This is a genomic window from Microcoleus sp. FACHB-68, assembly GCF_014695715.1.
Lineage (GTDB): Bacteria > Cyanobacteriota > Cyanobacteriia > Cyanobacteriales > Oscillatoriaceae > FACHB-68.
Map to the genome: position 1 here is coordinate 342,536 of NZ_JACJOT010000009.1, position 12,819 is coordinate 355,354.

The following is a 12,819-nucleotide window of genomic DNA, read 5'->3' on the forward strand; positions in this document are numbered from 1 at the left end:
AAAATTTTAGAATTCTTGGGAAAAAAGGGCTGGAAATGTTACTTTCATCACCGGCTCGAAAAATGCTATAGTAGATATGCATAAAACGCCTTGTTTTTGTCCCCTAAAAGTATCGAATAGAGCTAAGGAAGGGTCGGCAGGGCATTTAAGCATCAAATAGGCTTGCCGGTGATCATCGAAACAATACAGTGAATTGTTAAAAAATTCGGTAAAACAAAAACAAGCAAAATGCACCGGCAAGCGCTGCAACACCTACCGCAATCTGCAAGCTGAACAAGCGTCAGGGGGATTTCTGCCTACCTATCGCCTACCATACTGATAGTGACTGCTTGGCGTGACCCTTCAGTGATCCCGCCAGTCTCGCAAGTTATAGTGTTCTTGAGCCTGTCCTCTGAATCTGGGTGAGCTAGCTTCCGTGAGTTTTTGCCTCAATCCCAAATGCCCCAATCCCTCCGATCTGTCGAACAATCACAGAGACGTTTGTCGTCACTGCGGCTCAGAGTTGGTCGTGCGAGGCCGTTACCGGATCGTTCGACCACTTGGAGGCGGAGGCTTTGGCAAAACCTTTGAAGTTGATGATCAAGGCAGTTTAAAAGTCTTAAAAATTCTTTACAAAAGTCATCCCAAAGCCGTAGAACTGTTTCAGCAAGAAGCTACGGTTTTGAGCCGGTTGCAACATCCAGGAATCCCCACAGTAGAACCGGGTGGCTACTTCACGTTTTTGCCCCACAATTTCAAAGAGCCATTGCACTGCTTAGTGATGGAAAAAATTCAGGGGTTAAATCTTGAAGAGTGGATGAAAGAACGCGAAAGTAAACCGCTTAGCCAAGAAGAAGCCCTGGACTGTTTAAAAAAAATTGCAGAAATCCTGGATAAAGTCCACCAGCAACAATTTTTTCACCGGGATATTAAACCGCTCAACATCATGCGCCGGCCTAACAGTCAGCTGGTGTTAATTGACTTTGGGGCTGCCAGAGAAGTCACCTCAACGTATCTTGCAAAAGTCGGGCAAGGCCAAAACGTGACAGGCATTGTTTCCCCAGGCTATACGCCACCTGAACAAGTGAATGGCAAAGCCGTCCCCCAATCAGATTTCTACGCCTTGGGTCGCACCTTTGTCTATTTAATGACCGGCAGCCCCCCCACCGCATTTCCAGAAAACCCCCGCACAGGTAAGTTAATTTGGCGAGAAAAAGCCCCACAAATTCAACCAGAATTTGCCGATGTAATTGACTACCTGATGGCTCCATTTCCGGGCAACCGGCCTCAAAATGCCCAAATGATTTTACAGTGTTTGGCAGACATAGAGCCGGGGAGTTCATACAATCCACAAACAGGCTTTTCCAAACCTCGTCTTTACGGCGGCAACAGCAATTTGCTGGGGCGTTCTACCTCACGGCAAATATCTACTTCCAAACAAGGCTCCACAACCTCTAAAACCCGCCAAAAACAAAAAGCCGGTCAATATAAAAAACTATTAATTCGCACCGGCGCACTCGCATTACTGTTCCTTGCCGGCACCCAACTTTTTAGTTATTGGCGCTACGGAAACTTCCCCGCCAACCCGATCCGGGTGCTTGCCAGCATCCCCAGCAGCCGGTTTCTGAAAAAAACCCTCAGTAGCCAAGTTGGTCATGTCAACGCCATCACCATCAGTCCCGTTCCAGTGGGATCGAAAAAGGCAAACAACTTTATCTTCGCCACTGCCAGTTACGGAACGCTCAGGCTTTGGGAGGAAAACACCGGCAAATTGGGGCACGCCTTCTTTGATGCTCATTCTAATGCGATTGGCGCACTTGCCATGACCCCCGATGGCAAACTCCTTGCCAGTGGCAGTAACGACAAAACGATCCGGCTATGGAATCTTGAGAAACACTTCCGGATGCTCACGATCCCAGCTCATGCCGGCTCGGTCAATGCCTTAGCGATTAGTCCAAATGGGCAAACCCTCGTCAGCGCCAGTGACGACAAGACGATCAGACTGTGGCGGTTATCAACGGGCCAGCGGATACTCACGATCCCAGCTCATGCCGGCCCTGTCAATGCCCTAGCCATCAGCCCAAGTGGTGAAATTATTGCTAGTGGCAGCGATGACAACACCGTTAAGCTGTGGGATCTCGGCACCGGCAAACTGCTCAGATCCCTTGTGGGACATAAAGGATCGGTTCACGCACTTGCCATTAGTCCAGATGGCAAAACCCTCGTCAGTGGCAGCGATGACAACACCGTTAAGCTGTGGGATCTCGGCACCGGCAAGCTACGCAGGACTTTGGAAGGACATTCTAGTAGGGTTCGGTCGCTTGCAATCAGCCCGAATGGAAAAACCCTCGTCAGTGCCGGTGACACGATCAAGCTGTGGAATCTCAAAACCGGCAAACACTTAGAAACTTTATTAGGACACTCTAAGTATGTCAGTTCGGTTGCGATCACGCCCGATGGCAAAACCTTAATCAGTGGCAGCCGTGATCAAACGGTTAAAATTTGGCAGATGCCCTAGAAATTACGGAAGAACAGAGAAGCAATGCCGGCATCGTCGCTTTCAGCTTATCGGATTGTCCGCGTGCCGGTACAACACTGAGTATTCCTCACCCCATTTCCCCCAGTAGACAAACTTATTTGCCTCCCAGCTTACCTGCGTATCTGCCGGCAGCCCTTCAACTACCGATAGGAAGTGGCTAAAAGTCCTTGTATGTAAGTGTTACAGCTCAATCATATTGTTTTCTGGTAAGGGTTCTTATATTCCTTCACCTATTTTTTGCTGTCAGGATCTTGCCACTGCTCTATCTAAGAGAATATACTGAATCAACCTTAAGAGGGATGCACACTCACTTAAGTATCTTCACGGCTGAGACAAAGCAATTGCCTCATGAACCGTCTTCAAGTGGCATAACGCTCGATAGGCTGAAGGATGTCAGTGTTCGCTCAGTGCTAATACTTAGTGAGTGCCGGTTTTCCCAGTAGAGTCGGGTTTCTCGTTGGGAAATTGTCTAGCCGGCTCTCATCAGCTACAAAAAAGCATCACCCTCAATTGCTGTTCAACTTCTGTTTAAGCTCGGTTTAGTTCTTGACATTTGATATTCAACAGCCTAGAGCTAGATAAATTTTTGGATTTTTGGGTTTTGATGAAATCATTATTCGTCTGAAGACAACAGAGCAATGATTGGTCTCATCAAGGTTGAAAACACTTTTGCTCGCTCGATAAAAGGGTTGTCAACCTCAAGGTTCAAAAGGATAGAGAACGGCTTTCGGAAAATAAAAAGCACTTACGGGTGGCCCCGATTCGGTCAGAAAAACTCGCAGGCTGGATTAAATAGGCCGTGCTTGCTAATTTTTGAGAACAATCAAATCGAGTGAATTAAAATACAGCCGTTGCTCTCTTTCTTTTGGGAAGCAACTTCTGTTGGTCGAAAATATTTTATCGGTTTGATGCCAAAAATCAAGCTTGAGGAGAAAGTTAGCTTAGATTCTTTTCCTTGAGCTGAATTTTTAATAATCCCCTAGATTTTTCTCAGGTTTGTATTTGTCCCAGAAGGGCTGATTTGACTCAGTAATCCTTTAGGTTGTGCCAATAATTGCCGCCCCTAGGAATTTTAATGCTGAGGTTTGGGTGAGAGTGGCGACAAATGAATTAAACCAAAAAACTTGAAGTTGAAAAACTTTCGTTTGCCGCAGAAGAGAGCTAATACATTCTCGCCCTGCTAGAACCCTACGAATGAGAAACAAGCGCAAAAAGTAACAAATTGCAGATAAAATGCTCAACCTTGACCGACTTGCTGACGAAGTTGATAAGTAAGCAACACAATCACGGAGCAACGCATCATGAAGTAAATCTTTAGAGAAAAAGCTGCCAAATTGGCAACACCGTCTTGTTCAAACAGCTTTTGATGTTTTTATCAAAATCGATTTCGCTCAAATCGATTTTATAGATGGTTCCGGAATGACTAGGTAAACGCTCCAAATAGGATAACTTTAAATGGCAAACTTCACTGAACAAACCGGCAGCAATAATCCCTTTAACGGTGTAAATGTGGGATATTTTGCGACCCCCACCTTTGCCGATATTGACAGCGACGGCGATTTAGACGCCTTTGTTGGGTCAGAGGACGGCAACACGTACTACTTCCAGAATACAGGCACCGCCAGCGCCCTAGCCTTTGCTGACCCCGTCACCAACGCCTTCAACCTCACGGATGTGAGGTATTTGGCGTCCCCCACCTTTGCTGATATTGACAGCGACGGCGATTTAGACGCCTTTGTTGGGGAATATCTCGGCAACACGCTCTACTACCAGAATACAGGCACCGCCAGCGCTCCAGCCTTTGCTGACCCCGTCACCAACGCCTTCAACCTCACGGATGTGGGGCGTTTTCCGGACCCCACCTTTGCTGATATTGACAGCGACGGTGATTTAGACGCCTTTGTTGGGTCAGATGACGGCAACACGTACTACTACCAGAATACCGGCACCGCCAGCGCCCCAGCTTTGGCCGCTCCCCAAATCAACCCATTCAACCTCACAAATGTGGGGTTTAGTGCGTCCCCCACCTTTGCCGATATTGACGGCGACAGCGATTTAGACGCCTTTATTGGGAATAACGAGGGCAACACGTACTACTACCAGAATACAGGTACCACCAACGCCCCAGCCTTTGCCGCCCCCCAAATCAACGCTTTCAACCTTACGGATGTGGGGGATTATGCGTCCCCCACCTTTGCCGATATTGACGACGACGGCGATTTAGACGCCTTTATTGGGAATAACGAGGGCATTATCCGCTATTACCAAAACAGTACGCCGGTAGTGCCGATAGTGCCGATAGTGAGTATCGCCGCCGGCACTTCTGCGGCAGAAGGTGGCGCAACGGGCACCTTTATCCTCAGCCTCAATGAGGCTGCACCGGATGGCGGTATCACCGTCGCTTACACAGTAGGGGGAAGCGCCACCAATGGCAGTGACTACACAGCATTAACCGGCACCGCCACCTTTGCTTCTGGAGCAACCACTGCCACCATCAATGTGGTTGCCACCAACGATGCGATTATCGACCCCAATGAAAGCGTTACCATTACCCTCAGCGACGGTGCCAGCTACGACGTAGCCACAACCCCAGCCGACACGGCAACCGTCACCATTGCAGACAACGACATTGCCTACGCCATCGTTGCCAACACCGCTACAGTCGCAGAAGGCAACACCGGCACCAGAGCCATTACCTACACCATCACCCGCACCGGGCGCACCGATGTCGCCAGCAGCGTCAATATCGGCTTCGGCGGTAGCGCCACCAACAACAGTGATTACACCCTAGCCCAAGTTGCCGGCACCGGCATCACCAATACTGGCAATACGGTTAACTTTGCCAGTGGTGCAACATCTGCCACCGTCACCCTCAACGTTGTCGGTGATACAGTGGTTGAAAGCAACGAAACGATTCAAGTTTCACTAACGCCCAACACCACCCCAGGCGGTTTTCAAGCAACAGTTCCCAACACTACCCCGGCCACAACCACAATTACCAATGATGACGCCGCCGGCCTGCTGCGTACAGGCACCGCAGGTAACGACACGCTCTACGGTCAAGGCGGCAATGATACCTTGCAAGGATTGGCCGGCAATGACAACCTCCAGAGCGGTGGCGGCAAGGATCTGGTACTTGGCGGCACAGGTCGAGATTCCCTCATGGGTGGAGCCGGTGATGATTCCCTTGACGGCGGTGACGACAATGACACCCTGCTGGGCGGTGACAGCAATGACAGCCTGCTGGGCGGCAACAACAATGATTCCCTCTTAGGTGGCGCTGGTAACGACTGGTTAGACGGTGGAGCGAACAACGACACCCTCACGGGCGGAACAGGTAGCGACACCCTCACGGGCGGCACTGGTCAAGACTTCTTTGTCTTTGCCTCCGGAAACAGAGCTGACACCTTACTTGACTTCACCACCACAGGCAGCAATCAAGACACTATTGGCTTAGCCGGCGGTTTGAGATTTGAGCAGCTCACCATTACCTCAGCCGCTAATCCTGCCAATACCATTATCAAGATCACCGATAGCGATGAAATTCTAGCGACTTTAATCGCAGTGCAAGCTAACTCTCTCAACAGTTCTCATTTCCTGAGCATTTAAATTCCCTGGAATCCTTCAGGGTTCCGGCATTCTCTCTGGCGTCTAAACACGCAATGCCATACAGGCAAGTTCCTCAGCCTGGTCAAATTCATCTAATAGCCACAACGGGTTGCCAACCGGCAAATCTATCAACGCAGGGCTGGATTACTATAAAAACACAGGAATGTTTGGCTCTCAGCCGGTCTAATTTCTTTCTCACTAGGGCAGTATTGGCGAAAATAGGGTTAATTTTACCTGACTGAAGCTAAGAAGTGATTGCCAAGCAAACTGAAGTTACTCTAAGCGGGTAACTTCAGTTTGATTTGTTTTGCTTGCTCTGCTCTCACCTGATCTGCTGATCTGCCGGCATAATTCATTTAACGAGCCGGCGCAACATCATAAATTAGGCGTTATTTAATTTTATTTGTAGATGCTTTGAATAAAAAAAGAAATTCCGATTTGATAAGTCTAAACGTATCTTTTATAACCCCAATTAAGTCAAGTTTTTATTCTCTAAAGGGTTTATGCCGGTTATCAGCCCTTAGGAATTTTACGATTGATTGTGGTAATAAAATCAGTTGCTTCACCGGCAGTTAAAGGTTTCGAGAATAAATACCCCTGCATTTCTTGGCAGTGGAGACTTCGCAACAACTCTTTTTGGGCGTCTGTTTCTACGCCTTCCGCCACCATAGAGAGATTCAGGGCGTGAGCGAGGCCGAGAATCGCCTTGACAATTGCCCTGTCATGGGGATTGCTAGTAATGTCCTGCACAAAAGCGCGATCAATTTTGAGCGTGTGGAAGGGGAAGTTTTTCAAACCACTGAGGGAAGCGTAGCCTACGCCAAAATCATCCATAGACAGGCAGATTCCCATTGCTTTGAGTTCGCCTAGGGTATCGCTTGTGAAATCTGCATCGAGCATGGCTGTCGTTTCAGTAATTTCTAACTCCAAGTATTGAGGTTCCAAACCTGTCTGTTTTAAAACCTGCGCCACCATTGCGACTAAACCTGGTTGCTGAAACTGTCGGGTTGAAAGATTAACCGTCACGCGCATTGCCGGCAAACCGGCATCCTGCCAAGCTTTATTTTGAGCGCAAGCTGTTTGCAAAACCCACTTCCCCAACGGGACAATCAAACCGTTCTCCTCAGCTAAGGGAATAAACGCTTCCGGCGTCATGAGGCCGCGTTCTGGGTGCTGCCAGCGCACGAGGGCTTCCATACAGGTAATTTTGCCAGTATTAATGTTTAACTGTGGCTGGTAGTGGATGAGAAATTCTCCACGCTCAAAGGCAAGGTGCAAGCTATTATCTAAAACCAGTAAAGCAGAGGCTTCTGCATTCATACTGGGGGTGAATATCTGGTAATTATTTCGGCCTCGTTCTTTGGCTTGATACAAAGCTGTATCTGCATTTTTGATTAACGTTTCGCCATCTTCCCCATCATTTGGATAAAGGGCAATGCCAATGCTGCTGGTAATGTATAAGTGATGCCCTTCAATTTCAAATGCCGGCTGTAGGGAATCGATAATTCTTTGAGCAATATGAAGGGCGTCCTCTAGGCAATTAAGGTGAGGCAAGAGCGTGATAAATTCATCTCCCCCCCAGCGAACAATCGTATCCCCTTCACGCAGACAGCTTTTCAACCGTTGGGCGGCATTTTTCAACAATTGATCACCGACTGCATGACCCAAGGTGTCATTAATAATTTTAAAGCGGTCGAGATCGAGAAAGATGATCGCTAGTTTATGCCGGCGATTTGCGGCTGTTTCCAGCGCTAAAGTTAGTTGGAGATCCAATAGCTGCCGGTTGGGTAAGCCGGTGAGCCGGTCATGAAGCGCTTGGTGCCGGATTGTTTCTTCTTGCTGATGGCGTTGGAGTGCGCCGCCGATACTTGCTGCGATCGCTACCAAAATAGATTCTTCACTCTTAGACCAGCCGCGCTCCCTGTGGCAATCGTCGAAGCCGACATAGCCCCAGCATTCATTATTGACCGAAATCGGCACCATGAGAATTGAGACAATGCCATCTGCCTCTAAACGTTCTCGTTCGCCGGCAGGAAAGTCTACCGCATTGCCACTCATCGGTTGATTGGCTGAGAGCGAATCATACCACCGGCACAGATTGCTGTAAGCAAGATTTTGCCAGTGAGGTTTGTTGAGCATTGGCTCGATCAAGTCTCGCACCCATTCAAAGCGCATACTCAGTGCCGGCTCACCTGTAACGGGATGGGGGTGGTTTTGGCAAATATAAACCCGATCTACGCCGGCAGCTATTCCCAGCGTTGCTAAAGCTTTGATGATCGCTGAACCGTGGTTGGTATCTGTAAGCAAATAATTCATCGCTTCAGCAACGCCTTGAAGCAAATTGTCGCGTTTAAGCAATTCTGCTTCGGCTTGCTTGCGCTGGGTGATGTCTACAACCGTGCCTTCATATCCCAGCAGTGTGCCGCCGGTGTCTCGAATGGCGCGAGCGTTTTCAGAAATCCAGATCGTGCTGCCGTCTTTGCGATAAATTTCTGACTCAAAATCTAAGACAGCATCTCGCTCTTGTAAAAGCCGGCTGAACTGTAATCGCCGGTCAGGATTGACGTACAGTTGATGCTGGATGTCCGTCAGGGTCGCCATCAACTCTGCCGGTGAGTCATAGCCATAGATGCGAGCCAGCATTGAGTTTGCCGTCAGGTAACGCCCTTCCGGTGTTGTCTGAAAAATCCCTTCAACCGCATTTTCAAAAATGCTGCGATACTTTTCTTCTGCTTGTTTTAATGCTTCTTCGGCCCGTTTGCGTTCTGTGATGTCTTCTTGGACACAAACCCAATACTTTTTCCCAGACATCTCCAAAGCGCTAATGTGAGCGTAAGTTGTGAAAAGTGTTTTATCTTTTTTAAGGTTATTAAATTCTCCCAACCATGAGCCTTGTTTGTTCAACTGCTCGATGATTTTAACCGTGAGTCTGGCATTTTCCGAGAGGGGGTAAACATTAAGAGTGGAAAAGTGTTTTCCTTGTAATTCACCGCGTTCATATCCAAACATGGCATCGAAGGCAGGATTGGTAAAAGTAATCATGCCATTTTCATCGGCGACGCTGACGCCTTCTGCCATGCTTTCTAGAACTTGGGCTTGAGCTTTGAGCGCTTCTTCGGTTTGTTTGCGTTCGCTGATATCAGTGATAAAGCCTTCGAGTGCCAGAACGTTACCCATATTGTCAAATACGCCACTACCTTTTTCCCACAACCATTTTTCTAACCCTGATTTAGTGCGAATGCGATATTCAACCACATAAGGTTCCTTTTTAGCAATTGCTGTTTCAATTGCTTGAAGAACTTTTGGTAAATCTTCAGGATGGGTGAGATCGCTATAGGAAATCAGCCGGCTTTTCCCGGCAAGTTCTTCCCTGTGATATTCAATTAGGTTGAAGACACCCTCAGAGAGGTAGCTCATCGACCATTCAGAATCGCTGGCGCAGGAGAAAACGAAACCGGGTAATGAATTGATGAGGTGAGCCAATTTTCGCTGGCTTTCTCTGAGGGCGTCTTCGGCTTGCTTGCGCTGCATCAGGGTGCCCAACTGTGCGGCAACGGCAGACACCAGTTCTACCATGCGCCGATCTGCTGGGCAAGATTCAAACATGAAGAAAACGAGCACTGCCAGGACTTGATCATTGGCGATGATCGGAACGCCCAAGCCGGCTTTCAGTCCCCAACTCATTGCCAACTGAGCACGCAGAAAAATTGATTCAGATTCAATTGAAACATCCTGATGCCATGCTGCCTGTTTTGAAAGCCACACGCGTCCCGGTAAACCGATACCTTTGGGAAACTGCAAGCCTTGGCTAATTTGGATAAACATCAGAAGCTCGTCGGTGCTGATGTAGTAAGCTGGGCTGCAATACAGGGCGTCTGTGTCTGGGCTGGGAATCCACGCTTCGCCATAATTCCAGCCGGTGGCTTCGCAGCAGTAGCGCAGGGCAATGCCGAGGGCGGTTTGAAAGTCTTCGGCTGCGGCAATTGCCAAGGCGATGTTTTGCAACAGTTGGGCTTGCGCTTCTACTCGCCGGTACTCTGTAAAGTCTTGACACAAGCCGATAATTTGAGTGATTGTGCCGTCTTGGCCGAACACCGGCGAGAGTCGAGTAACGAGGTGACGGATGTTGGTACAGATGTTGCCGGTAGAGTCTGTACGCGTTTCCAAGATTGCCTCATATTCAATTGACTGACGTTGCTCAACACAGTCTGTCAGGTGTTTTGCGGTTGTGCCGGCGATCCCTTCTGGCAGGCATTCTTGCAAGCGCAAACCGACGGGATCTTCGGGGGTCACCAACAGCATTTGTCTGCAAGCAGGATTAGTGGCAACAAAGCGAAATTCGGGGGCTTCCACTCTATCTGTATCCTCACAACAGGTTGATGCTGCCTCAGCCGGCTGAACATCCACAATAAACAGACCGTCTAACGAGTGTTGTAAGACAGCCCATAATGGGTTTGCGTGTTCCTTAAGAACACCCTCGTTATTCCTGTGTTGACCCACAGCTTGCCCCGCTACTTGTGTGTGGGACATTTCGGTGCTGATACTTGTTCAAAACGCGATAAGTGTTTAACCGGGTCTCTAGACTCTAACTCAACCGGCCTGTGCTTTTCAGCAGCCATTTACACAGAATCGCGAATTAACTGGGCACTTAGGCGAGAGGGGGAGGGGGAGAAAGAACAACGACTATCGGTAATCTTATTCTGGGAAGGGATTAGAGAGAGAGGGGGAAAAGTCTGGTTAGGGTTATAGACGGCTTGGGAAACGGGTGTCACAGCAAATCCGCCAAGCTTTTACACAAAGAACCGCTCAAAGCTACGCAGGATTAAGCAAAATTGGCTTTTTCACGGTTCCCAAAATGTCCTAGAGTGAAAGGGCAGTGTTACCTCTAGCTTCCCTGAATTATTAATTTATATTTCGCAACTCAACTTCAAAAAAAATCTAACAATCGCGCTTCCATGCCAGTCATACCGCATCCCGCTCATCTGTTTCAAGACTCCAAGGCTCTGTATCAGTTCCTTTTTGCTTGTCAGCAGAAATCCATTGAGAAAAATCAGACACAAATTGTTAGTATTTCCCTGGAAGTCCCACCCCTTGATCCCCTGGCAGTTCTTCACGAGATTAATCAACCAGACAAAATTCATTTTTACTTTGAGAAAGGGCGGGCGCGAGAAGCCATTCGCCCAATTTTGCGCGACGGGAAATTCACTGCCAATGGCGATGCCATTGCAGCCATCGACGCAGCCCTGCATTTTACCGCAGAAGGGCCAAATCGATTTTCCCGCGCTCAAGAATTTATTCGCACTTGCTTAACGAACACGATTACTGCCGGTGCGCTACACTTGCCTTTTGCTGGGCCTCACTTCTTTTGTAGCTTCACATTTTTCGAGCGCAACCGGCCTGAAGATTCCTCTTTCCCCGCTGCAACTGTGTTTTTACCGCGCTGGCAAGTTGCCCGCCGCAACAATCGCTGCGTAATTGTGGCAAATTTAGCGTTGGATGCCAAGGCGAATTTAAAAACATTATCGGCTCACTTACACAACCAATTGCAAAAGATTATTATTTTAACAAACTATGAATTGGTTGACTGTTATGATAAAAACGGAAATTTCATAGAACAATCTATCAAGCATGAAGATCGCTTCAAAAATTCGGTTGTGGCGGCTTTAAATTCGATTCAAAGCGAGCAGTTTAATAAAATTGTTCTGGCTCATACCATTGATGTCATTTCAAAAACCCCGCTGAATTTGATTCATTCTCTGAATAAGTTGCGAAAAAATCACCCAGATTGCTATATTTTTTCCACCGGCAATGGAAAAGGTCAAAACTTCATCGGAGCCAGTCCAGAACGCTTAGGAAGTATTCAGAATAACGTCCTAGCAACAGACGCCTTAGCCGGCTCAGCGCCACGAGGCAAAACCGCAGCAGAAGATGCTAACTTAGCAAACGCTTTACTCAACAGCGAAAAAGAGCGACGCGAACATCAAGTCGTGTTAGATTTTATCGTTCAGCGCCTGTCTCGCCTTGGATTAAAACCCAAGCTGTCACCACCGGCACGCCTGTTGCAACTTTCCAATATTCAGCATTTATGGACACCTATCCAAGCGCAAGTGCCGGCGGATGTTTCTCTGCTCGATATTGTCGCCGAACTCCATCCCACCCCAGCCGTTGCCGGTGCACCCAGAGATATTGCCTGCGAAGAAATTCGCCGCTATGAAACCTTTGAGCGTTCCCTCTACGCCGCCCCCTTAGGCTGGATAGATCATCAAGGCAACGGTGAATTTATCGTCGGTATTCGCTCAGCCACAATAGAAGGCAATCGCGCCAAACTTTATGCCGGTGCCGGCATTGTTTCTGGTTCAGATCCAGAGAAAGAACTGAGTGAAATTAAATTAAAACTTCAAGCGCTTTTAAAAGCATTGATTTAGAAGAGGGCATGGGGCATTGGGCATGGGGCATGGGGCATTGGGAATTAAGCTTTTGTTGTGGTAATTCACCACAATCGAAAAACCATCCGCGCACATCTGCGTATGCCTAACGGCACGCTGCGCTATCATCTGCGTGCATCTGCGTTTAAGAAATCCAAATTTATCAAGTTTTACAATACTGAGTTCCCAGAATAAAACACATCAAATCGTTAAAACCATCCGCGCACATCTGCGTTTATCTGCGTGCATCTGCGGTTAAAAAATCCA

General features: G+C 48.1%; 5 protein-coding genes. 4 read left to right on the forward strand and 1 reads right to left on the reverse strand.

The window, feature by feature from the left end:
- The first annotated feature begins 415 nt into the window (after positions 1-415).
- The 3 genes from H6F73_RS16865 to H6F73_RS16875 all read left to right on the forward strand — a co-directional run bounded on the left by H6F73_RS16865 (position 416) and on the right by H6F73_RS16875 (position 6,127).
- A complete protein-coding gene (locus H6F73_RS16865; protein ID WP_190759930.1) occupies positions 416-2,497 on the forward strand; it encodes a protein kinase in 2,082 nt (693 codons plus the stop codon).
- Complete coding sequence (locus H6F73_RS16870; RefSeq protein WP_190759931.1) at positions 2,482-2,679, forward strand: hypothetical protein; 198 nt, start codon at positions 2,482-2,484, stop codon at positions 2,677-2,679. Before H6F73_RS16865 ends, H6F73_RS16870 begins: the two co-directional genes overlap by 16 nt.
- A 1,294-nt stretch (positions 2,680-3,973) precedes the next feature.
- Positions 3,974-6,127, forward strand: a complete 2,154-nt coding sequence (locus H6F73_RS16875) for an FG-GAP-like repeat-containing protein (protein WP_190759932.1) — start codon at positions 3,974-3,976, stop codon at positions 6,125-6,127.
- A gap of 513 nt (positions 6,128-6,640) precedes the next feature.
- On the opposite strand, the gene H6F73_RS16880 is transcribed toward H6F73_RS16875, so the two are convergent.
- Positions 6,641-10,657, reverse strand: coding sequence for an EAL domain-containing protein (locus H6F73_RS16880; RefSeq protein ID WP_190759933.1), 4,017 nt, complete (start codon positions 10,655-10,657; stop codon positions 6,641-6,643).
- 425 nt (positions 10,658-11,082) lie between these two features.
- Here H6F73_RS16880 and H6F73_RS16885 point away from each other — a divergent pair, with 425 nt between their 5' ends.
- Positions 11,083-12,552 carry an isochorismate synthase gene (locus H6F73_RS16885; protein ID WP_190759934.1) on the forward strand — a complete coding sequence of 490 codons (1,470 nt, stop codon included), beginning with the start codon at positions 11,083-11,085 and terminating at the stop codon, positions 12,550-12,552.
- Positions 12,553-12,819: the final 267 nt, after the last annotated feature.